The following is a 24,011-nucleotide window of genomic DNA, read 5'->3' as shown; positions in this document are numbered from 1 at the left end:
CTCGGCCTCGGCAGCCCGCGCGGCCGCGATCGGGAACCGAGGGCCCGGCTCGGAATTGCTGGCAGGACGGCGGCCTGACTGAAGCCGGCGACGCGAAGCGCCTGAGGGGGCGAGATCGCTCGAGGTCCTCCCATGATACTCCCGAAACATTCCGCCCGGATCGCCGCCCTGGTCGCCGCCCCCCTCGCCCTCGCGGCCTGCCTCGCTCGTCCGGCGGCGGCGCAGCCCGCGGCGTTCGGCGGCCCCAAGATCCTGATCCACGGCAATTACTGCGGCCCGGGCAACAACGCCCCGCTGGCGCCGATCGACGCACTCGACGTGGCGTGCGCGCGCCACGATGCCTGCACGCCGGACGGCGGCCTGCCCTCGCAGGCCTGCAACCTCCGCCTCCAGCGGGACGCGACGCTGATCTCGCGCGACCCGCGCCAGCCCCAGGACCTGCGGGCGCTCGCCGGTCTCGTCGCGGCGAGCGCGACCCTGATCCCGTCCGAGCCGAACCCGCAGCGGGTGCCGGCCGCCGTCTCCACGGACACGACCTTCAGCGCCGACGCCCCGGCCCCCTCGGTCCCGGCCGCCGACGCGGACGAGGATCCGGACGGGTCCGACGCGGATTGAGGGCAGCGCCGGCCCGGCTCATCGGGTCCGGACGGCGGACGTGCGTGCGTGGGCCAGGAAGAACCGGACCATCTCGCGGCTCGCATCCGGGCCGCGGGGCTCGGTGTAGGATCCGTCCGGGCTGCCCCCCGACCAGGCATGTCCGACACCGTGCAGGACCCACTGTTCCAGTAGCGCCCGGCCGGTGGCGTCGCTGCGGAGCGTCCGGGTATAGGCGACGCCGCCCGGGCTCGTGCCCCCGCTGACCGTCTCGGCGAGGTCGGAGACCGCCATGGCCTGCGCGATCACTTGGTCGCCGTTGGCGGGATGCACCGTGCGGTCGCCGTCGCCGTGAAACACGATGGTGGGGACCGGCTGCGGGTTGCGCCCCGTGGCGCCGCCCTGCCCCTTCATCGCCGCGAAGGCGGTGGCGACGTCCCGGGCCGAGCCGCAGGCCAGCCCGGAATGGACGCCGACGGCCGCGAAGAGGTCCGGATGCGTCGCTGCCAGGATCGCCGCCGCGGCGCCCCCGGCCGATAGCCCCGCGGCGTAGACCCGGTCCGGATCGGCCGAGAACTCCGCGACGACCGCCCGGGCGATCCCGGCGATCAGCGCCGGCTCCCCGCCATCGCGCGCCTGGTCGCCGGCCGCGTACCAGTTCCAGCAGCGCTGCATGTTGGCCGACTGGGATTGCTCCGGGTAGGCGACCAGGAAGGTCTGCTCCTCGGCCAGCGCGTTCATCCGCGTGCCGGCGGCGAAGTCGTCCGGGTTCTGCGTGCAGCCATGAAGCATCACGATCACCGGCAGCCTCTGGCCGGTATGGCCGCTCGGTACGTAGACCTTGTAGCGGCGGCTGCCCGCGGTACCCGTGAACACCCGCTCCTCGAATCGCGCGCCGGGCGGCACCGGGACGGAGACGCCGCGGCCGGCCGGAAGGCCGCCAACCGCCAGACCGCCAACCGCCAGACCGCCCTTGGCCAAGCCGTCCCGCAGCGTGCGCATCACCGCCGAGAGGTCGACCGCCTCGGGGGCCGCCCGCTCCGCTGCCGCGGCCGGATCCGGCGCCGTCCAGGCGCCGCCGGGGGTCCCGGGGGCCTCCATGTCGAGGGTGGTCCCGGGAGTTCCCTCCGGATCGGCCTGGGTTCCGCGCGCCTCGACCCAGCGGGCGAAGGCTGCGGCCTGCCGGCGCTGGAACCGCCCCATCGCTTCCGTCACCCGGGCGGCTCGGGCGGCGCGCGCGTCCTCCGTGTCGGGCGTGCCGAACGTGGCGAGGTCCAGCTTCGAAAGATCGAAGTTCAGGAAATCCATCTTGGGAAAGTGTTTCATCGGGTCGATCCTCTTGCGCGCGGTCGGGACACGGTCGGCGGATGCGCTCGGCCGTCCTACCGGGCTGTAGGCGAGCGTCAGGCGATACGGTCGGCCAGTGCAGCCTTGACGGCGGGGCTGGCCTGGAAGGCGCCGAGCACCTCGACGGAGGCGATCGCGGCGCGGGCCAGCTCGGGGGTGACGTCAGCCGCGATGGTGGCGAGGCCGAGGACCTGGATGTGCAGGGGCGTGCCGGCATCGCGGGCCGCCTCCAGTGCGGCCCGCGCATAGTGCGAGACCCCCAGCCGAAGCTGGCGGCGCGCCACGGATTGGCGAACCGCCTCCTCCTGCCGGTCCAGCTGGTTGCGCACGGCGGTGCGGATGAAGTCGGCGCGGTTGGCGTAGAACCCGTCGCGGACCATCAGGTCGACGCGGCCGAGATCGACGAAGCCGAGATTGACCGTGATCTTCTCGCTGTCCGGGACCCGGGGCCGAAGTTCGTGCACGTTCTCGGTCATCGCCTCAGACTCTCCACGCCATCCGGTTGGATGGTCTGAAGATGGTTCCTGGATGTCAGACTACAAGGTGCGGGCGTGACGCGTGGGCTTGGCGCCGGACATCGGCGTGTCTCGGAGGCCTCGTCATCGCGAGCGCATCGGAGCGCCCCGGAGCGGCGCTCCGCTGCGATGCGGGCGCGCCGCCGGGTCGCGGCGTTCGCCAGGGTGCAGGTCGTGAGCCCGCCGCGGGCTCAGGCCGCGCCGATCCCGCGTCCCTTGAGGCTCGCGCCGATCTCGTCGAGCGCGGTGGCGTCGTCGATGGTCGCCGGCATCGTCCAGGGCTCGTGGTCGGCGATGCGCTTCATGGTCGCGCGCAGGATTTTGCCGGAGCGGGTCTTGGGCAGACGCGGCACGGTGAGCACCAGCTTGAAGGCCGCCACCGGCCCGATCTCGTCGCGCACCTTGGCGACGAGTTCGCGCTCGATCTCCTCGGGCGCGCGGGCGACCCGGGCCTTCAGGACGACGAAGCCGCAGGGCACCTCGCCCTTCAGCGCGTCGCGTATCCCGATGACGGCGCATTCGGCCACGTCCGGATGGCCGGCCAGCACCGCCTCCATGCCGCCGGTGGACAGGCGATGGCCCGCGACGTTGATGATGTCGTCGGTCCGCCCGAGGACGGTGATGTAGCCGTCCGCATCGATCACCCCCGCGTCCGAGGTGTCGTAATAGCCCGGGAAGGTGGCGAGGTAGCTCGACCGCATCCGCGCGTCCGAGCCCCAGAGGGTCGGCAGGCAGCCGGGCGGGAGGGGCAGCCGGATCGCGATGGTGCCCATCGTGCCGGCCGTGACGGGCTTGCCGCCCTCGTCCAGGACCTCGACCCGGTAACCCGGCATCGGCACGCAGGTGCTGCCGTGTTTGACCGGCAGGAGGCCGAGGCCCAGCGGGTTGCCGGCGATCGGCCAGCCCGTCTCTGTCTGCCACCAATGGTCGATCACCGGGCGGCCGAGCACCCGCTCCGCCCAGGCGACCGAATCCGGGTCCGCCCGCTCACCGGCCAGGAACAGGCTGCGGAAGCCCGAGAGGTCGTGATCGGCGATGAGCGATCCGGCCGGATCCTCCTTCTTGATCGCCCGCAGGGCCGTCGGTGCCGTGAACAGGCAGGCGACCCCGTATTCGGCGACCACGCGCCAGAAGGCGCCGGCATCGGGCGTGCCCACCGGCTTGCCCTCGTACAGGACCGTGGTGCAGCCGTGGAGCAGCGGCGCGTAGACGATGTAGGAATGGCCCACCACCCAGCCGATGTCGGAGGCGCAGAAGTAGGTCTCGCCCGGCTGCACGCCGTAGAGGTTCGGCATCGACCAGGCCAGGGCCACGAGGTAGCCGCCCGTGTCGCGGACCACACCCTTCGGCTTGCCCGTCGTGCCGGAGGTATAGAGGATGTAGAGCGGGTCGGTGGCGGCCACCGGCACGCAGTCCGCCCGCTTCCCCGCCGTTTGGGCGGCCGCGACCGTCTCTGCCCAGTCGTGGTCGCGACCGGCGACGAGGTCGGCGGCGCATTGGGGCCGCTGCAGGATCAGGCAGGACTCAGGCTTGTGCCGCGACGCGGCGATCGCCGCGTCGAGGAGCGGCTTGTAGGCGACCACCCGGTTGGGCTCGATGCCGCACGAGGCCGCCAGGATGACCTTCGGGGCCGCATCCTCGATCCGCACGGCCAGCTCGTTGGCCGCGAAGCCGCCGAACACCACCGAGTGCACGGCGCCGAGCCGGGCGCAGGCCAGCATGCCGAACAGCGCCTCTGGCACCATCGGCATGTACAGGATCACCCGGTCCCCCTTGCCGACGCCGAGGCCGGCCAGAACCGCGGCGAGCACCGACACCGCGTCGCGCAGCGCGCTGTAGCTAATGCTGCGCTTCGTGCCGGTAACGGGCGAATCGTAGCGGATCGCCGCCTGGTCCGCCCGGAGCCCGTCGGCATGGCGGTCGACCGCGTTGTGGCAGGCGTTCAGCGTCGCGTCCGGAAACCAGCGGCCGTAGGGCCCGGAATCCGGCGCAAAGGCGCGCTCAGGCGCCTGCGACCAGTCGAGCGCCCGCGCCGCGTCGAGCCAGAACGCCTCAGGGTCGCGGCGCGCCGCCTCGTAGATCTCGGGATAGCGGCCGGGGAGGCTGGCGGTCGTCATCGTTGGCGCTTCCTCGCGGACCGCTCTTCGGCGGCACCACGCGCAGATTAGCCCATTCTTCCGCGGGAGGGAGGCGGGTTTATCGCGGGCGGCTACGGTCGGCCGCAAGGGGCTGTCGCGCCTGGAACCTTCCCTGCCCGCAGGCGACCGCACGCGCGAAGTGCTTCGGGGCGCGTCAGGAAGAGGGCGCGGGTGGGTGTGCCGAAGTCTCGCCGGCCGTCGGGCAGGGATCGAACAGGGTCCGACGGTCACTTCGGCCCGGACTTCGGATCAAACGGATCGGTGCAAGCCGCCGCATCGGACGCGCCGACGCGGCGACTCTCGTCATGTTCGTATCGTTACGTCCGGGGACGTCTCAGGGGCGGCTCAGTGCAGCGTATCGCTGCCCGCCTGCAGCCTGTTGATCTGGTCCTTGAGAAGGAGTTTCCGTCGCTTCAGTTCGGCGATGTGAAGGTCGTTCGCCGAAGGCCTGTGGATCGCTTCCTGAATCTCGCGCTCGAGGGCTTCGTGCTTCCGGGCGAGTTGGCTCAGATGCGTCTGCAGCGACATGAGTCGAATCTCCTGTCATCGTTCCGACACACCGAGACTGGCACAGGAGGCCGCAGCTGTCGAAGCGTTTTCTCTGGCTAAGCCTCACGAATGCTTGCCGGGCGGCTTGTCCCGGGCGGGGGCGTAACGCATGCTCCTCGGCATTGAACGGTCTTCGGTCCCGCAGGTGACGATGGCGGACGAGTCGGGTGAGAGCACGCAGTCGGACCTCCTGGCCGAACTGGGCCGGTTGCGCGAGGAGCATCGGGACCTCGACGGCGCCATCGAGGCGCTGGAGTGCAGCATTGCGGGGGACCAGCTCCAGATCCAGCGCCTCAAGAAGCGCAAGCTGACGCTGCGCGACCGGATCTTCCACATCGAGGACGCGCTCACCCCGGACATCATCGCCTGATGTCGGTGGACGCCCCGGGGGCGCGCCTTGCCGCCGGCCCGCCCCGCCTGTAAGCGGCCTCTTTTGCCGGGACAAACGATGTCGGCGCCTCCGGTCGCGATCATCATGGGCAGCCAATCCGACTGGGCGACCATGCGGCATGCCGCGGAGACGCTCGAGGCTCTCGGCGTGCCCTACGACGCCCGGATCGTCTCGGCCCACCGCACGCCCGACCGTCTCGTCGCCTTCGCCCGGGGCGCGGTGGCGGCCGGGCTCAAGGTGGTGATCGCCGGCGCCGGCGGGGCGGCGCACCTGCCCGGCATGGCCGCCGCGATGACCCGCCTGCCGGTCTTCGGCGTGCCGGTGGAATCCAAGGCCCTGTCCGGCCAGGACAGCCTGCTCTCCATCGTCCAGATGCCGGCGGGCATCCCGGTGGGGACTCTGGCGATCGGCCGGGCCGGAGCGGTCAACGCGGCCCTCCTGGCGGTCGCGGTGCTGGCGCTCTCCGACCCGGGCCTGGCGGAGCGCCTCGATGCGTGGCGCGCGGCCCAGACCGGCGCGGTGGCCGAACGGCCGGAGACGGAAGCGAACGCGTGACGGACAGGATTCTCGGCCCCGGCTCCACCCTCGGCATCGTCGGCGGCGGCCAACTCGGGCGCATGATCGCGCTCGCCGCGGCGAATTACGGGCTCAAGAGCCACGTCTACGCGCCCGACCAGGACAGTCCCGCCTTCGACGTGGCCGCCCGGACGACCTGCGCGGCCTACGACGATGCGGAGGCGCTGGCGGCCTTCGCGCAGAGCGTCGACGCGGTCACCTACGAGTTCGAGAACATCCCGCGCGCCACCGCCGACATCCTGGCCCGGCACGCCCCGCTGCACCCGAACGCTGAGGCGCTGTCCACCACGCAGGACCGCCTGTCCGAGAAGGACTTCATCAACGGGTTGGGCATTCCGACCGCGCCGTTCCGGGCGGTCGACACGCCGGACGACCTCGACCGGGCGATCGAGGCGCTCGGCCTGCCGGCTGTGCTCAAGACCCGCCGGTTCGGCTATGACGGCAAGGGCCAGCGGATCCTGCGCGCGCGGGCCGAGGGCGACCGCAACGCGCTCTTCGCCGAGTTCGGCGGCGCGCCGCTGATCCTGGAGGGCTTCGTGCCGTTCGAGCGCGAAGTCTCGGTGGTGGCCGCCCGCGGCCGGGACGGCAGCTTCGCGGCCTTCGACCTGTGCGAGAACGAGCACCGCGACCACATCCTGGCGCTGACCCGGGTCCCGGCCCCGGGCCTGACCCCGGAGACCGCCCGCGCCGCCCTCGACATCACCAAGCGGATCGCCGACGCGCTGGGCTATGTCGGCGTGCTCGCAGTGGAGATGTTCCTGGTGCGCGCGGACGGCGCCGAGAGCCTCGTGGTCAACGAGATCGCGCCGCGGGTGCACAATTCCGGCCACTGGACCATCGAGGGGGCGCTGACCTCGCAATTCGCCCAGCATGTCCGGGCGGTCTGCGGCTGGCCGCTGGGCGACCCCGCCCGGGTCGGGGGCCTTTCGGTCGAGATGCGCAACCTGATCGGCGCCCAGGCCGACGACTGGCGCGCGCTGCTGGCCGAGCCCGGCGCCCATCTGCATCTCTACGGCAAGGGCGAGGCGCGGCCCGGCCGCAAGATGGGGCACGTCACGCGGCTCGGGGGTTCAGCAGGGGCCTGAACGGGCCCGGCGCTGCGGCTTCGGGAACACACCTGCGCCACCGCGCGCGCGCCGGACCCCGCGATGGGGTCCGGCGCGGCATCGAGCCATACCTTCGCCACATCCCGCCGCTTCCACCAAGTCGCGGCCGGCACGAACACCGTCGATCGATTCCGTCCGCGCCGCCCTTGTCCTGCCGGGACGGACGACGGGATGGCTCGCGAGCGGCCGCGTCTTAAGCCGGCATTCACCGCGATGCGCGACGGTGCCCCCGGAGACAGGGCCCGGGGCGCGGTGCGGGCGGGACGACTTGGAATTCGAGGGCGGGGTGGGTGCGCCGGATGCGGGCCGAGCCCCGGGGAGAGTGGGGCGATGATCGTACGCAACAGGCTGGCACTGAAGATGGCGCTGATCGGCGCGGCCTCGCTCTCGGCCGCGGCACTGGCGGGCTGCGAGACCGTCGGCAGTGCCGCCGGCCCGCGGCAATACGCGGTGCTGGAGACGGACACCACGGGCGCCACCAACGTCAACATCGCTTCCCTCACCGAGGTCGTGCAGCGCAATCCGAACGACGCCGCCGCCTTCAACACCCGCGGCGCCGCCTATGCCCGCGCCGGCCAGTTCAACGACGCCATCGCGGACTTCACCAAGGCCGTGCAGATCGACCCGAACTCGGGTTCGGCCTACAACAACCGCGCCCTCGCGGAGCGGCAGATCGGCCGCGACGCAGCCGCGCTCCAGGATTTCAGCAAGGCGATCAGCATCGACCCGAATTACGGCCCGGCCTACATCGGGCGCGCCAATGTCGAGCGCGCGCAGGGCAATCTCGACCCGGCGCTCGCCGACCTCAACGTCGCGATCCGGCTGATGCCCGAATCGGCCGAGGCCTACCATGCCCGCGGCCTCGTGCGGCAGAAGCAGGGTCAGGACACCCAGGCCATCGCCGATTTCGACGCCGCGATCGACCGCAACCCGTTCGTGGCGGCGCCCTATGCGGCCCGGGGTCAGAGCCTGATCGCCACGAACCAGTATCCGAAGGCGATCGAGGACTACAACGCGGCGCTCAACGTCAACAACAAGGACGCCACGTCCTGGGCCTACCGAGGCCTCGCCTACGAGAAATCGGGCCAGCGCAAGGAGGCGCTCGACAACTACCAGCGCGCCTCGACGATCGACCCCAACAACGCCGTCGCGCGGGCGGGCCTCGGCCGCGTTCAGGGCGGCGTGGGCTCGCTGTTCAACTGATTTCCTGGGCCAACACCCGATCCCGATCTCCCCTCATCCTGAGGGCCCCCTTCAGGATGAGGTCAAGGGTAGGACGCGCGGTACGATGCGCTAAGCTCGGCGTCCCGCTACGGGATGAGTCGGACCGTGAGCGCGCGCGGCCGAGCGGCGCTACGAGGATTGGAGCCCCGCCGAGAAAGGCGCTCTGATCCGCGGCGACCGGGGCGGGGTGCTGATGCTGGCCAAACGCAGGGCCGCGCAACGCTCATCCGAACCACACCCCGCATCATCCTGAGGCGGTGGATCGGGTGGCGAGAATCCCCCCTCTCACGCCGCCAGCAGCCCGTTCTCCTCCTGGGTGATCCGGCGCAGGTGATGGGCGGTGTCGCCGAGCTGGTACTCGATCATGGCGAGCCGCTTGAAATGGTGGGCGCCGACATACTCCATGGTCATGCCGATGCCGCCGTGGAGCTGGACCGCCTCCTGGCCGACGAAGCGGCAGGCCTTGTTGATCTGCACCTTCACGGCCGACAGGGCCGCCGCCCGCGCGCGCGGATCTTCCGCCTCCACCATCATGGCGCCATAGATCGCCATCGAGCGGGCCTGCTCGAGCTGGATCAGCATGTCCACGGACCGGTGCTGCAGGGCCTGGAACGAGCCGACGCTGACCCCGAACTGCTTGCGCGTCTTGAGATACTCCACCGTGAGCCTGTGGAGCGCGTCCATGGAGCCCACCGCCTCGGCGGCCAGGGCCGCGATCCCGTGCTCCACCACCCGCTCGAGGTGCGGCAGGCCGGCCTCGGGGTCGCCCAGAGCCGCATCGGCCGGGAGCCGAACCTCCGAGAACGAGACTTCCGCGGCCCGGCCCCCGTCCTGGGTCGGATAGGCCTCGATCGCGACGCCCTCGGCATCCGCCGGCACCAGGAACAGGCCGATCCCGTGCGGGTCGCGCCGCTCCCCGGAGACCCGGGCCGATACCACCAACAGGCCCGCCGCGTCGGCATTGGGCACGACGCACTTGGCCCCGCTCAGGACGAAGCCGTCGCCGGAGCGCCGGGCCGTGGTCGCCACGTCCTCGAGGTCGTAGCGGGACTGACGCTCGGTATGGGCGAGGGTCAGGCGAAGATCCCCGGCGATCAGGCCCGGGACGAGGCGCTCCTTCTGCGCCGGGCTGCCGCCGAGTCGCAGCGCCGTCGAGCCGAGCACGAGGCTCGCGAAGAGGGGCTCGACCACGAGGTTGCGGCCCACCGCCTCCATCACCAGCATGGTCTCCACCGGGCCGCCGCCGAGCCCGCCCTCCGCCTCCGAGAAGGGCAGGCCGGTCACGCCGAGTTCGGCGAGGGCTTTCCAGCCCGCCTCGGGGAAGCCGAGCGGCGCCTTCAGCCGGCCCTGCCGGCTCTCCAGGGACGGGTACAGGTCGGCGGCCAGCCGCTCGACGCTGTCGCGCAGCAGCGACTGGTCCTCGTTCAGGTCGAAATCCATGTCGCGTTCCTCTCCCCTCGCCTCCCCTTTGCGGGCAAGGCCATCGCAGATGGAAACATCAGTCTCCCGCGGGTCGTGGGAGTTGTACCGAGATCCGAACACCCGCCTTGCCGTCCCGGGCCCGCCTGCGGCGCACCGGAATGCCACGGTGCGTTAGACGGCCGACGTCGCGTCGCCGATCGAAGGATAGCTCTGAGCGACGACAGTGTTTTTGAAAGCACGCATGCCATGCGATCGCCCCCGGGAGGGGGCGATCCCTCACAACCCCAGGATCCCCTTGGCGATGACGTTGTGCTGGATCTCGTTCGAGCCGCCGTAGATCGAGACCTTGCGGTTGTTGAAGTAGCTCGGGGCCGCCGCGTCGACCCAGTCGAAGCCGCCGGGCAGGTTGTTGGCCCCAGCCCCACGCGACGGCGCCGCCAGGGCGAACGGACCGGCGAGCTCAACCAGTAATTCGGTCGCCGCCTGCTGGAGCTGCGAGCCGCGAATCTTGAGGAGCGAGGAGGCGGGGTCGGGCTCCACCGAATCCGCCCTGCCCTGCTTGGCCGCCACCCGCATCTGGGTGATCTCCAGCGCCTTCAGCTCGACCTCGACCTCCGCGACCCGGCCGCGGAAATCGCGGTCGTCCCACATCGTGCCGGACCCGGCCGGCATCTCCCGGGCGAGGCGCTTGATGCGGGCGATCCGCTCCTTGGTGAGGCCGATCCGGGCGATTCCGGTGCGCTCGTTGGCGAGCAGGAACTTGGCGTAGTCCCAGCCCCGGTTCTCGTCGCCGACGAGGTTCTCGACCGGCACGCGCACCGCGTCGAAGAAGACCTCGTTGACCTCGTGCCGGCCCTCCAGGGTGATGATCGGGCGCACGGTGATGCCGGGCGACTTCATGTCGATCAGCAGGAAGGAGATGCCGCGCTGCTTCTTGGCCTCGAAGTCGGTGCGGACGAGGCAGAAGATCCAGTCGGCGTGCTGGCCTAGCGTCGTCCAGGTCTTCTGGCCGTCCACGACGTAGTGGTCACCGTCGCGCACCGCCTTCGTCTTCAGCGAGGCGAGGTCGGAGCCGGCCCCCGGCTCGGAGAACCCCTGGCACCACCAATCGTCGAGATTGGCGGCGCGGGCCAGGAAGCGTTCCTTCTGGTCCTGCCGCCCGAAGGTCGCCAGCACCGGGCCGAACATGTAGCAGTTGAACTGCTGCGGCAGCGGCACCGCCGCCTGGAACAGCTCCTCCGTATAGATGTAGCGCTGGATCGGGGTCCAATCCCGGCCGCCCCATTCGGCGGGCCAGTGCGGCACCGCCCAGCCCTTGGCATTGAGGATGCGCTGGGATGTGACGAAGTCCTCCTTCGAGAGGCTGCGTCCCTCAGAGACCTTGCGGCGGATCTCGGCCGGAATCTGCTCCCGGCAAAAGGTTCGGACCTCGTCGCGGAACGCGATCTCGTCGGCGGTGAAGCGCAGGTCCATCGTCTCAGCTCCGCGCGATCTCGAACAGGCCGGCGCAACCCTGGCCGCCAGCCACGCACATCGTCACCACGGCGTAGCGCGACCCGCGGCGGCGCCCCTCCAGCAGGGCGTGGCCCACGAGCCGCGCCCCCGACATGCCGAAGGGATGGCCCACCGCGATCGCGCCGCCGTTGACGTTGACCGTGTCCGGATCGATCCCGAGCGTGTCGCGGCAATAGACCGACTGGGACGCGAAGGCCTCGTTCAGCTCCCACAGGTCGATATCGGCCACCGTCAGCCCCTGCCGCTCCAGGAGTCGCGGGACGGCGAAGACCGGACCGATGCCCATCTCGTCCGGCCCGCAGCCGGCGGAGGCGAAGCCCCGGAAGATGCCGAGCGGTTCGAGGTCGCGCCGCGCCGCCTCGTCGGCCGACATCAGCACGCTGGCCGAGGCCCCGTCGGAGAGCTGGCTGGCATTGCCCGCCGTGATGAAGGCCCCCTCCCCGCGCACGGGCTTGAGCTTGGCGAGACCGTCGAGCGTCGTGTCCGGCCGGTTGCCCTCGTCCTTGGCGAGCCGAGTCTCGACCTCCCGGGTCTCGCCGGTGGCCTTGTCGGTCACCGCCATCAGGGCGCTCATCGGGACGATCTCGTCGTCGAACAATCCGCGTTCCTGCGCGGCGGCGGTGCGGCGCTGGCTCTCCAGGGCGAAACGGTCCTGCGCCTCTCGGGAGATGCCGTAGCGCTCCGCCACGATGTCGGCGGTCTCGATCATCGGCATGTAGATCGCCGGCAGGTGGGCCTCCAGCCACGCGTTGCGGGTGAGTTCCCGCTGGACCTTCGGCTGCACGAGGCTGATCGACTCGACGCCGCCGGCCACAGCCACCGGCACGCCGTCGAGGATGATCCGCCGAGCCGCGCTGGCGATCGCCTCCAGGCCCGAGGCGCAGAAGCGCGAGACCGTGACGCCCGCCGAGTCCACCGGGATCCCCGCCACCAGGGCGGCGTGCCGGGCGACGTTGCCGCCGGTGGCGTTCTCCGGATAGCCGCAGCCGAGCACCACCTCTTCCACAGCTTCCGGTTCAAGCCGCGCCCGATCCAGGGCGCCGCGGATGGCGTGGGCGGCGAGGTCGGCGCCGCGGGTGAGGTTCAGCGCGCCGCGATGGGCCTTGCCGATGGGCGTGCGGGCGGTCGAGACGATCACCGCGTCGGTCATGGGATCTCCCTCCCGCTCAGGCGTTCTTCAGGCCGGCGAAGCTGCCGCCTTCGGCGGCGAGCTTCTTCAGGAGCGGCGCCGGCTCCTGGCTGTCGTCGCCGGTCTCGGCCGCGAAGCGGGTGAGCGCCTCGGCGATGGTCTTCAACCCGACGGTGTCGGCCCAGTGCATCGGGCCACCGCGCCAAGCGGGCCAGTTGTAGCCGTTGATCCAGATCGTATCGATGTCGCCGGGCCGGGCCGCGATCCCCTCCTCCAGGATCCGGGCGCCCTCGTTGACCATCGGGTACATGAGCCGCGCCACGATCTCGTCCGGCGTGAAGCTGCGGCGGGTGACGCCGTGCTCGGCGGCGACCCGCTCGATCAGCGCCTCGACCTCCGGGTCGCGGGTGCCAGTCCGGGCGCCGTCCGGGTAGAGGTAGAAGCCGCGGCCGGTCTTCTGGCCGTAGCGGCCCATCTCGGCCAGCGAATCGGCGACCGGCGCCCGGCCGCCGAAATCCTTGCGCGAGCGCCAGCCGATATCGAGGCCCGCGAGGTCGCCCATGGCGAAGGGGCCCATCCGGAAGCCGAAGGCGGTGACCGCCGCGTCGACCGCGTGGGGCAGCGCGCCTTCGAGCAGCAGGCGCTCGCCGGCCCGGCTGCGGCGCTCCAGCATGCGGTTGCCGACGAAGCCGAAGCACACGCCCACCGTCACCGGCAGCTTGTTGAGTCGCTTGCCCAGGTCGAGGGCCGTGGCGAGCACGTCCGGCGCCGTCTTATCGGCCCGGACCACCTCGACGAGGCGCATGACGTTGGCCGGGCTGAAGAAGTGCAGGCCGAGCACGTCCTGCGGCCGGCCGGTCACCGCCGCGATGGCGTTGACGTCGAGATATGAGGTGTTGGTGGCCAGGATCGCGCCGGGCTTGGCGATCGTGTCGAGCTTGGAGAAGATCGCACGCTTGACGCCCATATCCTCGAAGGCCGCCTCGATCACGATGTCGGCCGCTCCGGCATGCTCCAGGCCGATCGCCCCGGTGATTCGGCCGACCCGTTCGTCGCGCTGGGCCTCGGTGATCGAGCCGCGCTTGGCCGAGCCGGCATAGAGGTCTTTCACCCGCGCGAGGCCGCGCTCCAGGGCGCCGGCCTCGGTCTCGATCACGGTGACCGGGATGCCGGCATTGGCGAAGCACATGGCGATGCCCCCGCCCATCGTGCCGGCGCCGATCACCGCGGCGGTCTCGATGGCGCGGCGGGGCGTGTCCTTCGGCAGGCCCGGAACCCGGGCCGCCTCGCGCTCGGCGAAGAACGCGTAGCGCAGGGCCTTGGAGCGCGGATCCTCCACCAGCATGCGGAACTCGGCCCGCTCCACCGACACGGCCGCGTCGAAGTCCTGCTCCAGGCCGGCCCGGACGGCCCGCACCAGGGCGTGGACGTTGGTCGCGTCGGGGTCGCGCTTCACCGCCTCGGCGGCCTGTGCCTCGAACCGGTCGCGCGCCTCCGCGGTCAGCTTGTCGGACCGGTCGCGCACCCGTGGCAGCGCGCCCGAATCGGCGAGTTCCAGGGCGCGTGTCCGAGCCGCTGCGACGAGGTCGCCCAGCACGACGGCGTCGACGATGCCCAGGGCCGCGGCCTTCCCGGCCGGGACCGGCTCGCCAGTGAGCATCATCGGGAAGGCCGCGTCCGGCCCGATCAGGCGGGGCAGGCGCTGCGTGCCCCCGGCCCCCGGTATGATCCCGAGCTTGATCTCCGGCAGGCCGAGCTTGGCGGTCGGCGCGGCGATCCGGCCGTGGCAGGCCATCGCCAGCTCCAGGCCGCCGCCCAGAGCCGCGCCGCCGATGGCCGCGACCACGGGCTTCGGACAGGCATCGAGCCGCTCCAGGACATCCGGCAGGCTCGGCGGGCGCGGCGGCTTGCCGAATTCCGAGATGTCGGCGCCGCCCACGAACACCCGCCCCTCGGCGGCCAGCACGATCACCCGGACCGATTCGTCTGCAACCGCCTGCGCCAGGGCTGCATCGAGGGCCGCCCGCGTCTCGGCGCCCAGCGCGTTAACCGGCGGGTTGGCGAGCGTGAGCACGGCGACGCCGCCATCGACCTCGTGACGAACCACTTAGGCTCTCCTCCTTGTTCTGCAGTGCAGAATGATAGTTCGCAAAGCGCCGGGATGTTGGTCTGCCGGAGAGGCCGCGTCAAGGATGCGCCGGGGTTGTCGCGGAGCATGATCCATCCATTCTGCATTGCGGAATCGGTACGGTGGAGCTGTTTGACCGGTGCCGGGCGCCATGCCATTCAAGCCGACCCCGGGCGAGACTCGGCTTCGGTTGCGGCGCATGCGAGCCCGAAAAGCCGGACCGCCCGACCGATCAGGGAGGATGGCGGTGCGCGGCATCGATCTCGGCGAGAAGCCCGGCAGCGCCCGGACGGCGCGGGGGCGGACGGCTTTGCGCGGGTCATGGGGCGCGCGGTGAGCGACGGTCCCGAGAACCCTCCGGCCGGCCGCCTCCCCGAAGCCCTGCGCGGCCGGCTCGCCCTGCCGGTGATCTGTGCGCCGATGTTCATCGTCTCGGGACCGGATCTCGTGATCGCCCAATGCCTCTCCGGCGTGGTCGGCTCGTTCCCCGCGCTGAACGCGCGGCCGCCCGAACTCCTGGATGAATGGCTCACGCGGATCACCCGGACCCTCGCAGAGGCACGCGCGGCGGATCCCCGGCGGCGCGTCGCGCCCTTCGCGGTGAACCAGATCGTCCACGCCTCGAACGACCGTCTGGCGCAAGATGTCGAGGCCTGCGTCCGGCATCAGGTGCCGATCATCATCACCTCCCTGCGGGCGCCGGACGCGGTGATCCGCCCGGTGCACGCCTATGGCGGCGTCGTGTTCCACGACGTCACCACGGTGCGGCACGCCGAGAAGGCGCTGGAGGCGGGGGTCGACGGGCTGATCCTGGTCTGCGCCGGTGCGGGCGGCCATGCGGGCACGCTCAGCCCCTTCGCGCTGCTTGGCGAGATCCGGCGCTTCTACGACGGGCCGCTGATCCTGTCGGGGGCGATCACCACGGGCTCGGCGATCCTGGCCGCGCAGGCCATGGGCGCCGACCTTGCCTATATGGGCACCCGGTTCATCGCCACCCGGGAGGCGAACGCGGCTCCGGCCTACAAGGACATGATCGCCGGCAGCGCGGCGGCCGACATCCTGTACACACCCTACTTCACCGGCGTGCCGGGCAACTACCTCACGCCGAGCATCCGCGCCGCCGGGCTCGATCCCGAGGCGCTGCCGGCGCGCGACAAGACCGCGATGAACTTCGGCAGCGGCACCGCCAAGGCGTGGCGGGACGTCTGGGGCGCCGGTCAGGGCGTCGGCAGCGTCACCGACGCGCCGGCCACCGCCGATCTCGTGGCGCGGCTCGCCCGGGAATACGACGCCGCGCGGGCGCGGCTCTCGGGCGTCTCGGCCGCCTACGCGGGCGAGGTTCTCCCGTGAGCGTCCGCGTCGCCGATCCGGAGCCCGGGATCCGGATGGTCACCATCGACCGGCCGGACAGGCGCAACGCCCTCGACCGGGCGACCTATGCCGGCCTGGCCGCCGCCTTCGACGCGGCGGGCCGGGACGAGGCCGTGCGTGCCCTGGTGCTCACCGGGGCTGGCGGCTGCTTCACCGCCGGCAACGACCTCAAGGATTTCCAGGATGTCGAGCCGAGCCCTGGGACGCGCGGCGACAGTCCCGGCCTGACCTTCCTGAACGCCCTGCGCGCCTGCCCGAAGCCCGTCGTCGCGGCGGTCGAGGGGCACGCGGTCGGCATCGGCACCACGCTGCTCCTGCATTGCGACCTGGCCTATGCCGGGGCCGGCGCCCGCTTCCGGATGCCGTTCACGGCGCTCGGCCTCAGTCCGGAGGGCGGGTCGAGCTACCTCCTGCCGCTCGCAGCCGGCTTCAAGCGCGCGGCCGAATTGCTGTTGCTCGGCGCGCCCTTCGGCGCCGAGGAAGCGGTAGCGGCCGGCCTCGTCAACGCCGCCGTCCCGGAAGGGGCGGCCCAGGAGACGGCGCTCGGCCGGGCCCGGGCCCTGGCAGCCCTGCCGCTGGCCTCGATCGTGGCCACCAAGCGGGCCCTGCGCCGGGGTCACGACGCGATCGTCGCCCGCGCACTCGCCGAGGAGGCGGAGGTGTTCCACGCGCTGCGCCGCGGCCCGGACGCGCAGGCGGCCTTCGCGGCGTTCCTGCGCCGATGAGCGCGGACGGCACCCTTCTGCCCGACCCCGACGAGGCGGCGCCCGGCGCCGACGGCGCGAAGGAGGATCGCCACTTCGTCACGGCGCTCGCCCGGGGCCTTGCGGTGCTCGCCTGCTTCGGCCCGGGCCGGACGAGCCTCGCCAACCACGACATCGCCGAGGCTTGCGGCCTGCCGCGCTCGACCGTGTCGCGGCTGACCTACACCCTGACCAAGCTCGGCTACCTGCAGCACCTGCCCGAGACCGGCCGCTACCGGCTCGGCACGGCGACGATCGCCCTCAGCTCGGCGGCTCTGGGCGGCCTCGACGTGCGCGGCATCGCCCGGCCGGTCCTGCGCGCGGTGGCGGAGGCGGCGAACGCCTCGGTGGGGCTCGGGGTGCGCGACCGGCTCAGCATGCGCTACGTCGATTGCCAGCGCGGCCCGGCCGCGATCTCGCTGAACCTCGACACCGGCTCGCGGATCTCGCTCGCCCGCAGCGCCATGGGGCGCGCCTACGTGGCGATCTGCCCGGACCGCGAGCGCGAGAGCATCTACGAGGACCTGAAGGCCCTGGACCCCGTCGCCTGGCCCGCCCTGCGCGACGGTCTCGACCGGGCCGTGGCCGAGCACCGGGAGATCGGCTGCTGCACCTCGTTCGGCGACTGGCAGGAGACGGTCTGCGCCATCGCGGTGGGGTTCTACCCCGGCGGTGGCTTGCCGCCGATGTCGGTCAATTGCGGCGCGCCGACCGTCATCACCGACGCCCGCTTCCTCATGGAGGTGGTGCGCCCGAAGCTCGTCGCGGCCGTGCGCAGCCTCGACGGCGTGATGGGAGCCTGAGGATCTGTTCGATGGAAGCTGACTCCGCCCCCGACCTCCCGCTCGCCGGGATCCGCGTCCTCGATCTGTCCCGGGTCCTGGCGGGGCCGTGGTGCGCGCAGGTTCTGGGCGATCTCGGCGCCGACGTGATCAAGGTCGAGCATCCTGAGCGGGGGGACGACACACGGGACTGGGGCGTCCCAACCAGCCCCGGCAACACCTCGTATTTCGACAGCGTGAACCGCAACAAGCGCTCGATCGGGGTCGACCTCGCCACGCCCGAGGGGCTGGCGATCGTCAGGGCGCTGGCCCGCGAGAGCGACGTGCTGGTGCAGAACTTCAAGACCGGAGGCGCAGACCGGCTGGGCCTCGGCTACGCGGCGCTCTCAGCCGAGAACCCGCGGCTGATCTACTGCTCGATCGCGGGCTACAGCTCGGCCGGCTCGGAGGCCGGCCGGCCCGGCTACGACCTCGTGGTGCAGGGCGAATCCGGCGTCATGGCGCTCAACGGCGAGGCCGGGGGGCCGCCCCTGAAGTTCGGGGTCGCGGCGGTGGACCTGTTCACCGGGCAATACGCCGCGCAGGCCGTGCTCGCCGCCCTGTTCCAGCGCGAGCGCACCGGGCGCGGCAAGACGATCGACCTCGCCCTGTTCGATTGCGGCGTGGCGCTGACCTCCTATTACGGCCTGGAGGCGCTCGCCCGGGGCATCGATCCGCCGCGCTACGGCAACGCCCATCCCTCGATCGTGCCCTACGGGGTGTTCGAAGCCGGCGACGGGCCGGTGGTGATCACGGTGGGCAACAACGGCCAGTACCGCCGCTTCTGCGAGCAGGTGTTGAACCGCCCGGACCTGTGCAGCGACCCGCGCTTTTCCACCAACCTCGACCGCTCGAAGAATCGCGCCGCCTTCATTCCGATATTGGAGGCCGAGCTCGCCAAGTGGGACCGGGCGGCGCTGATCGCGCGCCTGCGCGGAGCGGGCATCCCGTGCGGCGAGGTGATGGGCCTGCGCGAGGCGCTCACCTGCGAGCGGTCGCAGGAAGCCGGGCTCGTGGTCGAGGGAGCCGGCAACGCCCACGTCATCGCCCCGCCCTACCGGCTCGACGGGCGCCGCCTCCCGGTTCGCCGCATGCCGCCGGGCCTCGGGGATTCGAGCCACGAGATCCTGGCGGAACGGCTGGACTACCCGGCCGACGCCCGGGACGCGCTCGTGGCGAAGGGCGTGGTTCGGTAGGGTAGAGCGCGGGTGTGCAGGCCCTTCCCCGCAGGAGGGGGAGGGAGAGCGGCGCGCCTGCGCCCTTGACCCACCACTTCGGCCCTCAGCCCCCAACCCGCGCCAGCCGGACTCGGGCATCGTCCAGCACCCGCGCCAGGGCGGCGTCCCAGGCGACCCGGGGCTCCCAGCCGGTGGCGGCGCGCAGGTGGCCGGCATCGCCAGCCGCCAGGGGGATCTCCGCGGGGCGCACCCGCTCGGGGGCGACGCGGATCTCGAACGGGACCTGCGCGAGGGCGCGCAGGCCGTCGAGCACGCTCGCGATCGTGCGGGGCTGGCCGGAGCTGATGTTGAACACGCTCCCGTCGGCCAGGGATTCCGCCCGGCCGATCAAGTCGGCATAGGCGCCCGCCACATCCGCCACGTCGAGAAAGTCGCGATAGGACGAGAGGTTGCCGACCTCGAGCCGGGGCGGTGCAAGGCCGGCCTCGATCCGGGCAATCTGCCCGGCGAAGGAGGCCACGACGAAGCGCTCGTCCTGGCCCGGACCGATGTGGTTGAACGGGCGCAGCACCACGAGCTTCACGCCGATCCGGGGCAGCAGGTCGCGCAGCAGCTGCTCGCCGACCCATTTCGATCGTGCGTAGGTGTTGCGCGGCAGGGGCTCTGCCTCCTCGGTGAGGGCGTGGCCCGCCAGGAAGGCGCTGCCGTAGACCTCGCCCGAGCTGACGAAGAAGAACGTGCAGCCCGGCACCGCCTCCACCGCCGCCACGAGGTTCATCAGGCCGTTGACGTTCACCCGCCAGGTCTGCCCCGGCCCGCTGGCGGAGTCGGCCACTGAGGCCAGGCCGGCCAGATGCAGGATCGCGGTCGGTCGGAAGCGCGCCACGAAGGCGCCGAGCGCCGCCTCGTCGAGGAGGTCGATGCTCTCGTAGGCGACGCCCGCGGGCAGGCGCGGGGGAAGCCCGCGCCCGATCCCGGCGACCCTGTCGCCCGTGCCCGCCAGGAGCGGCAGGACATGGCCACCGACGAAGCCTGCGGCGCCGGTGACGAGGATGCGTCTCACACCCGGCCTGCCGATCTGTCCCGAGGGGGCGCGATCATCGCACCGGTTCCGAACGTCCGGTCCACCTAGCCCGGGGTCCGGGTGCCCCAACGCATGCCCATCCGGCTCTGCGCGCTGCCGGGTGCGCTGCCGGCATCCGCGCCGATCGCCGGCCCGGAGGCGGTGTTCGGCCGGTGTTGCGAGCCGGCCGCCATGGGCTTGGCCGCCGTCGTATCCGGCACCTCGGACAGAGCCTCCTCATCCCGGTCGGTGGCGAACTGACCGGCCTTGCGGTAGGGCCAGAGATAGCCCGGCACAATCGCTTCGGCGGCGGTCGGGGTGATCCCGAGGCCCTCAAAGGTCCGGCCCTCGGCCTTCGCGGCCTCTGACACGACGTTGTCGTTCTGGAGCAGGATCACCTGGTCGCGGGTGAGCTTCAGGGCGTCGGGCAGCAACCCGAAGGTCAGGGTGTCGGCGACCTCCAGCAGCCGGGCCTGAAGCTTGGCCACGGGCAGGGGTAGGTCGACGACGGCGCGTTTGCGCTGGATCGTCTTCAGCATGTAGCGCACGAGATGATCCAGCGTCGCCACCTCCGGGCCGCCGAGTTCGTAGACCTTTCCGCCGGCCACGGTGCCGTCGACCGCCCGGGCGATCGCCTCGGCGACGTCGCCGACGAAGACCGGCTGGAAGCGCGACTGGCCGCCCGCCAGCGGCAGGACCGGGAGCGCCCGGGCGAGGCCGGCGAAGCGGTTGAAGAAGCTGTCGCCCGGCCCGAAGACCAGGGAGGGCCGGAACACCACCGCGTCCGGACAGGCGGCGAAGACCCGCGCCTCGCCCTCGGCCTTGGTGCGGGCGTAGACGGACGGCGAGGCCGGGTCCGCGCCGATCGCCGAAACGTGGATCATCCGGGCGCCCTGCCGGGCGGCGGCGCGGGCGATCTCCGCCGCCCCGTCGACCTGGAGCCGCGCGAAGCTCTGCGACCCGGTCTCCTGAAGGATGCCGACGAGGTTGATCAGCACGTCCGAGCGCTCAGCCGCGCGGGCCACCGATTCGGGGTAGCGCAGGTTGGCCTGGACGGCCACGATCTGGTTGACCTTGCCCAGCGGCTGCAGGAACAGCGCGAGGTCCGGCCGGCGCACCGCGACGCGGATCCGGTAGCCGCGCTTGGCGAGCGCCCGCACCACGTGGCGGCCCAGGAAGCCGGAGCCCCCGAAGATCGTCACGAGCTGGGATTGCGGGCGCAGGGGGCCCGGTGCGGCGGTGGATGCGGGCATGCTGTCCTGAGGCGTAGTCTCTTGGCCGGTCATCGCCTTGGTCTCGGGCTCCTCGCGCGCCCCGGGGCGCCGTCGTGCGGCCTACTTAGCCTAAGTTCGGCGCCTTGGGAGCCGCCCGTGCGCGTCGAGGCCCGATTACCGCGCGGCTGCCCGGGAAACGATCGGGAACGGGTGTCGGTCCCGTGCATTTCCACGGACTGATTCGCCCGGCCGAGGCATGCGGCCGGGCCGCGCCGGGGACCAGGATGATTCTAGGGATGCTCGTCTCGGCGGCGATCGCCGTCTTCGGATTGCTCGTCGCGCTCGGCCGGATCGGCCACCCGATCGACGAGCAGCTCGTCAGCAACTACGGCTGGAGCATCCTGATCATCGGTGTTGCGCTGTTCGTGCTGTTCGCTTTCGGCCGGTTCAGCCGGGGGCGTAAGGGGCGACCCACCTGAGCTGCTCGGCGTCGCGTGATGGGTTCGGAAAACCGGATTCCACCGCTCCGCATCAGGCTCTGAGCGATCATTCGACGCTTGGCGCGCAGTCTCAGGCCACCTTGATCCGACGGCGGATCTCACGCGCTACCGGTTGGCGGCCGCCCGACCGGCGACCGACCGAGCGTGGGGCGCCGACCGTGATGCTCTGCAGTTCGCGGGCGATGAAGGCGGTGGGCATCTCCGCCTGGAGATCCGCCTCCATGTCGCGCAGAGCCGTGTCGGAGTGGGCCGGATGCAGGTGGATGATCGCAAGCGCCTTGACGCCGGACCTCTGGGCGAGTTCGACGCCCTTCTGCCAAGTCGAGTGCCCCCAGCCGCGGCAGGTCGGATATTCGCCGTCTGTGAACATTCCGTCGTAGACCATCAGATCGGCCCCCGCGACGAACCGCGCCAGTTCCGGCTCCGGCCACGGGTCGCTGTGCTCGATGTCACTGATCAGGCACAGGCGGCGGCCGCCATGCTCGAACCGGTAGCCCACCGATCCCTGCGGATGGTTCAGCGGGATGGTGGCGACCCGCGCCCCGTCCGGGAAGACCAGCGTCTGCCCGGCCTCGAAGCCGTGATGGCGGAACGTGCAGCACAGCCTGTCGAGGGTAACCGGGAACAGCGGCGGCGCGAACAGGCGGTCGAGAGTCGGGCCGGCCGATTCGCCGCCGAGATTGCCGCAATAGGTGTTGATCACCCGGTCGCAGTCGAGGACCGCCGGCTTGAAGAAGGGAAGGCCCGCGGTGTGGTCGAGATGGAGATGGCTGAACAGCAGGTCGACCTCCTTCGGGAGGTCGGTGCGGTGGCCCTGCCCGAGATTGTAGATGCCCGAGCCCGCATCGACCACGAACATCCGCTGGCCGCAGCGGACCTCGATGCAGGGCGTGCTGCCGCCGAACTCGGCGTATTGCGGGCCGCTCACGGGGGTCGAGCCGCGGACACCCCAGAAGCGGAGGACGAGGTCCTCGTCGGCCGCACAGATGGTCGGCTCGGAACAGTTGGACATGGCGATCACGAATCTGCGGACAGTCGATCCCGATCGGTTACGATCGAGACCCCGTCGCCGTTCCGGGAAGGTAGCTCTGAATACGGCAGGCCGACGGAACAGGAGTACCGTCCATCTCCTGCCGTACCATGAATTGGTGAGCCTCGGACCGCCGTGATGTGCGGCCGCGCACACGGACCGGCCGCGTCCCGGGGGCCCGGCATCCCTAGAGGCGCTCGGCGGAGGCGAGGAGTCCAGAGGACGATCCGGCCGGACCCAGGGCCGCCGCGACCGCCCCGCCGGATCCGCTGAGGCCGGCCGCCAGCATGGAGGGGAGACCGTCGCCGTAGCGGGCCGGGAACGCGGCGAGCGCCGCGAACGGGTCGGGCGTGCGCTCGTAGACCGGGACGAATCCCGCCATCCGCCTCGGCGAGAGCGCGGAATCGGGCGCGGCCCACTTGGCCCAGACGGCTTCCGGCACCGGATGCGGCGGACGGTGGCCCGGCACGACCACGACCTCCTGGCCGGCGAAGGCCAAGGCCTCCGGCCGGCTGATGTCGCCGACCGCACCGCCCCGGGCCGTGTAGGCCGCCCAGAAGGCGTTCTGGCCGCCGTCGGAATAGGTGGTGCGCACGGCGGGCTCGCCGGTCTCGGCCAGCGCCGCCATGCGCGCCTCCTCCACGGCCCGGCGCGTGGCGACGGCCGCCTCCCGGGCGGGGTCCCGGGACGGCGCGAAGGCGTAGCGGCCAGCCGCGACCGAGACCTGGAGCTCCTCCCGGCTCGCCTCGAACCGGTCGGACCCGGCCTTGAGCTCGCGCCAGAACGCGATGTTCGGGTCCATCCGGTGGCGGGCCATGTTCTCGGCGGTCATCCGGAACGGGTAGGATTGGAATTGGAAGGCCGCCTGCCCACCCTTCAGGGCCTCGCGGGCGATGGCGTAGATCTCCCCGACCGTGCCGTTCGTCATGGCGAAGCAGCCCATCGACGAGCAGATGCCGTGCACCATCACGGCGGAGCCGGTGCCCCCGTGGGCCCGATCGTAGGCGTTGGGATAGCCGACGTCGAAGGACAGGTAATAGTGCGAGTTCGGGTTCATCTGGCGCCGGGGCACCGTGTAGAACCCCTCCGGAGTCTGCCGGTCGCCGTTCTTGCGCTTCGGCCCGAGCTGGCCGGACCAGCGGCAGATCGGGAAGGTCTTGATGTAGACGAACCCGGCCGGGCCCTTCTTCCAGACCTCGATCTCCGATTCCTTCTTGTAGGCCCGGAACAGGACCGGGGAAGAGGCCGCGGTGCCCTTCTGCGCCATCAGGGCCAGCGTCGCGGCCGGGATCGGCGCCTCGGCCTTCCCGGCCTGCGCCGCGGCGGGGCCGCACAGGGCCAGGAGCGCGAGGCCAGCGGCAAGGGCAATCGGGATCGGAAGGGGCATGAACCGTCCGCGCAAAAGCAACCGGGACTGGCGCCGGCCGGGTACGGCTCCCTGGACCTGACGGGCCATT

General features: G+C 71.7%; 22 protein-coding genes. 10 read left to right on the top strand and 12 right to left on the bottom strand.

What is annotated here, in order from left to right; genetic code table 11:
* Positions 1 to 132: 132 nt before the first annotated feature.
* Entirely contained in the window at positions 133 to 615 is a 483-nt protein-coding gene (locus Q8W67_RS20060; RefSeq protein ID WP_305549092.1) for a hypothetical protein, read from the top strand.
* 18 nt (positions 616 to 633) lie between these two features.
* On the opposite strand, the gene Q8W67_RS20055 is transcribed toward Q8W67_RS20060, so the two are convergent.
* The 4 genes from Q8W67_RS20055 to Q8W67_RS20040 all read right to left on the bottom strand — a co-directional run bounded on the left by Q8W67_RS20055 (position 634) and on the right by Q8W67_RS20040 (position 5,122).
* Complete coding sequence (locus Q8W67_RS20055) at positions 634 to 1,920, bottom strand: PHB depolymerase family esterase (RefSeq protein ID WP_305549089.1); 1,287 nt, start codon at positions 1,918 to 1,920, stop codon at positions 634 to 636.
* Between the two features lie 77 nt (positions 1,921 to 1,997).
* Positions 1,998 to 2,417 carry a CopG family transcriptional regulator gene (locus Q8W67_RS20050; RefSeq protein WP_305549086.1) on the bottom strand — a complete coding sequence of 140 codons (420 nt, stop codon included), beginning with the start codon at positions 2,415 to 2,417 and terminating at the stop codon, positions 1,998 to 2,000.
* Positions 2,418 to 2,647: 230 nt separating this feature from the next.
* Positions 2,648 to 4,573 (bottom strand): propionyl-CoA synthetase, encoded by a 1,926-nt coding sequence (locus tag Q8W67_RS20045; protein WP_305549083.1) that lies wholly within the window; start codon positions 4,571 to 4,573, stop codon positions 2,648 to 2,650.
* Between the two features lie 366 nt (positions 4,574 to 4,939).
* Complete coding sequence (locus Q8W67_RS20040; protein WP_305549081.1) at positions 4,940 to 5,122, bottom strand: YdcH family protein; 183 nt, start codon at positions 5,120 to 5,122, stop codon at positions 4,940 to 4,942.
* Positions 5,123 to 5,252: 130 nt separating this feature from the next.
* On the opposite strand from Q8W67_RS20040, the gene Q8W67_RS20035 reads away from it, so the two are divergent.
* The 4 genes from Q8W67_RS20035 to Q8W67_RS20020 all read left to right on the top strand — a co-directional run bounded on the left by Q8W67_RS20035 (position 5,253) and on the right by Q8W67_RS20020 (position 8,419).
* Complete coding sequence (locus Q8W67_RS20035; protein WP_370693914.1) at positions 5,253 to 5,513, top strand: YdcH family protein; 261 nt, start codon at positions 5,253 to 5,255, stop codon at positions 5,511 to 5,513.
* A gap of 78 nt (positions 5,514 to 5,591) precedes the next feature.
* Positions 5,592 to 6,089 carry a 5-(carboxyamino)imidazole ribonucleotide mutase gene (purE, locus tag Q8W67_RS20030; protein WP_305549078.1) on the top strand — a complete coding sequence of 166 codons (498 nt, stop codon included), beginning with the start codon at positions 5,592 to 5,594 and terminating at the stop codon, positions 6,087 to 6,089.
* Complete coding sequence (locus Q8W67_RS20025; protein WP_305549075.1) at positions 6,086 to 7,195, top strand: 5-(carboxyamino)imidazole ribonucleotide synthase; 1,110 nt, start codon at positions 6,086 to 6,088, stop codon at positions 7,193 to 7,195. Before purE ends, Q8W67_RS20025 begins: the two co-directional genes overlap by 4 nt.
* Positions 7,196 to 7,546: 351 nt before the next feature.
* Positions 7,547 to 8,419, top strand: a complete 873-nt coding sequence (locus Q8W67_RS20020; RefSeq protein ID WP_305549072.1) for a tetratricopeptide repeat protein — start codon at positions 7,547 to 7,549, stop codon at positions 8,417 to 8,419.
* Positions 8,420 to 8,725: 306 nt separating this feature from the next.
* Here the strand turns inward: Q8W67_RS20020 and Q8W67_RS20015 are convergent, their stop codons facing one another.
* From Q8W67_RS20015 to Q8W67_RS20000, 4 genes are all read right to left on the bottom strand, one after another.
* Complete coding sequence (locus Q8W67_RS20015) at positions 8,726 to 9,880, bottom strand: acyl-CoA dehydrogenase family protein (RefSeq protein ID WP_305549069.1); 1,155 nt, start codon at positions 9,878 to 9,880, stop codon at positions 8,726 to 8,728.
* 258 nt (positions 9,881 to 10,138) lie between these two features.
* The gene (locus Q8W67_RS20010; protein WP_305549066.1) at positions 10,139 to 11,335 is read right to left on the bottom strand and encodes an acyl-CoA dehydrogenase family protein; all 1,197 of its coding nucleotides are present in this window, start codon (positions 11,333 to 11,335) and stop codon (positions 10,139 to 10,141) included.
* A gap of 4 nt (positions 11,336 to 11,339) precedes the next feature.
* Positions 11,340 to 12,527, bottom strand: coding sequence for an acetyl-CoA C-acyltransferase (locus Q8W67_RS20005; RefSeq protein WP_305549063.1), 1,188 nt, complete (start codon positions 12,525 to 12,527; stop codon positions 11,340 to 11,342).
* A 16-nt stretch (positions 12,528 to 12,543) separates the two neighbouring features.
* Positions 12,544 to 14,613 carry a 3-hydroxyacyl-CoA dehydrogenase NAD-binding domain-containing protein gene (locus tag Q8W67_RS20000; protein WP_305549060.1) on the bottom strand — a complete coding sequence of 690 codons (2,070 nt, stop codon included), beginning with the start codon at positions 14,611 to 14,613 and terminating at the stop codon, positions 12,544 to 12,546.
* A gap of 354 nt (positions 14,614 to 14,967) precedes the next feature.
* Between Q8W67_RS20000 and Q8W67_RS19995 the strand changes: the two genes are divergently transcribed.
* From Q8W67_RS19995 to Q8W67_RS19980, 4 genes are read left to right on the top strand one after another with little or no spacing between them, the layout of a single operon-like run.
* Complete coding sequence (locus Q8W67_RS19995) at positions 14,968 to 15,984, top strand: nitronate monooxygenase family protein (RefSeq protein WP_305549056.1); 1,017 nt, start codon at positions 14,968 to 14,970, stop codon at positions 15,982 to 15,984.
* The gene (locus Q8W67_RS19990; RefSeq protein ID WP_305549053.1) at positions 15,981 to 16,730 is read left to right on the top strand and encodes an enoyl-CoA hydratase-related protein; all 750 of its coding nucleotides are present in this window, start codon (positions 15,981 to 15,983) and stop codon (positions 16,728 to 16,730) included. The genes Q8W67_RS19995 and Q8W67_RS19990 overlap by 4 nt, the downstream gene beginning before the upstream one ends.
* A complete protein-coding gene (locus tag Q8W67_RS19985; RefSeq protein WP_305549050.1) occupies positions 16,727 to 17,551 on the top strand; it encodes an IclR family transcriptional regulator in 825 nt (274 codons plus the stop codon). Before Q8W67_RS19990 ends, Q8W67_RS19985 begins: the two co-directional genes overlap by 4 nt.
* An 11-nt stretch (positions 17,552 to 17,562) precedes the next feature.
* A complete protein-coding gene (locus Q8W67_RS19980) occupies positions 17,563 to 18,765 on the top strand; it encodes a CaiB/BaiF CoA-transferase family protein (RefSeq protein ID WP_305549047.1) in 1,203 nt (400 codons plus the stop codon).
* A gap of 85 nt (positions 18,766 to 18,850) precedes the next feature.
* Here the strand turns inward: Q8W67_RS19980 and Q8W67_RS19975 are convergent, their stop codons facing one another.
* Both Q8W67_RS19975 and Q8W67_RS19970 read right to left on the bottom strand, forming a co-directional pair.
* A complete protein-coding gene (locus Q8W67_RS19975) occupies positions 18,851 to 19,810 on the bottom strand; it encodes an NAD(P)-dependent oxidoreductase (protein ID WP_305549043.1) in 960 nt (319 codons plus the stop codon).
* Positions 19,811 to 19,875: 65 nt separating this feature from the next.
* The gene (locus Q8W67_RS19970) at positions 19,876 to 21,096 is read right to left on the bottom strand and encodes a complex I NDUFA9 subunit family protein (protein ID WP_370693913.1); all 1,221 of its coding nucleotides are present in this window, start codon (positions 21,094 to 21,096) and stop codon (positions 19,876 to 19,878) included.
* A gap of 224 nt (positions 21,097 to 21,320) precedes the next feature.
* Here Q8W67_RS19970 and Q8W67_RS19965 point away from each other — a divergent pair, with 224 nt between their 5' ends.
* The gene (locus Q8W67_RS19965; RefSeq protein WP_305549037.1) at positions 21,321 to 21,503 is read left to right on the top strand and encodes a hypothetical protein; all 183 of its coding nucleotides are present in this window, start codon (positions 21,321 to 21,323) and stop codon (positions 21,501 to 21,503) included.
* Between the two features lie 91 nt (positions 21,504 to 21,594).
* Here the strand turns inward: Q8W67_RS19965 and Q8W67_RS19960 are convergent, their stop codons facing one another.
* Positions 21,595 to 22,536: an MBL fold metallo-hydrolase gene (locus Q8W67_RS19960; RefSeq protein ID WP_305549033.1), complete on the bottom strand. Its 942-nt coding sequence runs from the start codon at positions 22,534 to 22,536 to the stop codon at positions 21,595 to 21,597.
* Positions 22,537 to 22,741: 205 nt separating this feature from the next.
* Positions 22,742 to 23,941 (bottom strand): murein L,D-transpeptidase family protein, encoded by a 1,200-nt coding sequence (locus tag Q8W67_RS19955; RefSeq protein ID WP_305549031.1) that lies wholly within the window; start codon positions 23,939 to 23,941, stop codon positions 22,742 to 22,744.
* Between the last annotated feature and the right edge of the window lie 70 nt (positions 23,942 to 24,011).

Source organism: Methylobacterium sp. NEAU K, from assembly GCF_030700285.1.
Lineage (GTDB): Bacteria > Pseudomonadota > Alphaproteobacteria > Rhizobiales > Beijerinckiaceae > Methylobacterium.
The sequence above is the reverse complement of the archived record's forward strand: the minus strand, read 5'-3'. Positions and strand labels throughout refer to the sequence as shown.

Excerpts from the sequence above, each read along its gene's own strand:
- Q8W67_RS19970 (WP_370693913.1), bottom strand. The coding sequence starts at position 21,096 with ATGACCGGCCAAGAGACTACGCCTCAGGACAGCATGCCCGCATCCACC.
- Q8W67_RS20005 (WP_305549063.1), bottom strand. The coding sequence starts at position 12,527 with ATGACCGACGCGGTGATCGTCTCGACCGCCCGCACGCCCATCGGCAAG.
- Q8W67_RS20020 (WP_305549072.1), top strand. The coding sequence starts at position 7,547 with ATGATCGTACGCAACAGGCTGGCACTGAAGATGGCGCTGATCGGCGCG.
- Q8W67_RS20045 (WP_305549083.1), bottom strand. The coding sequence starts at position 4,573 with ATGACGACCGCCAGCCTCCCCGGCCGCTATCCCGAGATCTACGAGGCG.
- Q8W67_RS20050 (WP_305549086.1), bottom strand. The coding sequence starts at position 2,417 with ATGACCGAGAACGTGCACGAACTTCGGCCCCGGGTCCCGGACAGCGAG.
- Q8W67_RS20040 (WP_305549081.1), bottom strand. The coding sequence starts at position 5,122 with ATGTCGCTGCAGACGCATCTGAGCCAACTCGCCCGGAAGCACGAAGCC.
- Q8W67_RS19955 (WP_305549031.1), bottom strand. The coding sequence starts at position 23,941 with ATGCCCCTTCCGATCCCGATTGCCCTTGCCGCTGGCCTCGCGCTCCTG.
- Q8W67_RS19980 (WP_305549047.1), top strand. The coding sequence starts at position 17,563 with ATGGAAGCTGACTCCGCCCCCGACCTCCCGCTCGCCGGGATCCGCGTC.
- Q8W67_RS19985 (WP_305549050.1), top strand. The coding sequence starts at position 16,727 with ATGAGCGCGGACGGCACCCTTCTGCCCGACCCCGACGAGGCGGCGCCC.
- Q8W67_RS19965 (WP_305549037.1), top strand. The coding sequence starts at position 21,321 with ATGCTCGTCTCGGCGGCGATCGCCGTCTTCGGATTGCTCGTCGCGCTC.
- Q8W67_RS20055 (WP_305549089.1), bottom strand. The coding sequence starts at position 1,920 with ATGAAACACTTTCCCAAGATGGATTTCCTGAACTTCGATCTTTCGAAG.
- Q8W67_RS20015 (WP_305549069.1), bottom strand. The coding sequence starts at position 9,880 with ATGGATTTCGACCTGAACGAGGACCAGTCGCTGCTGCGCGACAGCGTC.
- purE (WP_305549078.1), top strand. The coding sequence starts at position 5,592 with ATGTCGGCGCCTCCGGTCGCGATCATCATGGGCAGCCAATCCGACTGG.
- Q8W67_RS20010 (WP_305549066.1), bottom strand. The coding sequence starts at position 11,335 with ATGGACCTGCGCTTCACCGCCGACGAGATCGCGTTCCGCGACGAGGTC.
- Q8W67_RS19960 (WP_305549033.1), bottom strand. The coding sequence starts at position 22,536 with ATGTCCAACTGTTCCGAGCCGACCATCTGTGCGGCCGACGAGGACCTC.
- Q8W67_RS20035 (WP_370693914.1), top strand. The coding sequence starts at position 5,253 with ATGCTCCTCGGCATTGAACGGTCTTCGGTCCCGCAGGTGACGATGGCG.
- Q8W67_RS20060 (WP_305549092.1), top strand. The coding sequence starts at position 133 with ATGATACTCCCGAAACATTCCGCCCGGATCGCCGCCCTGGTCGCCGCC.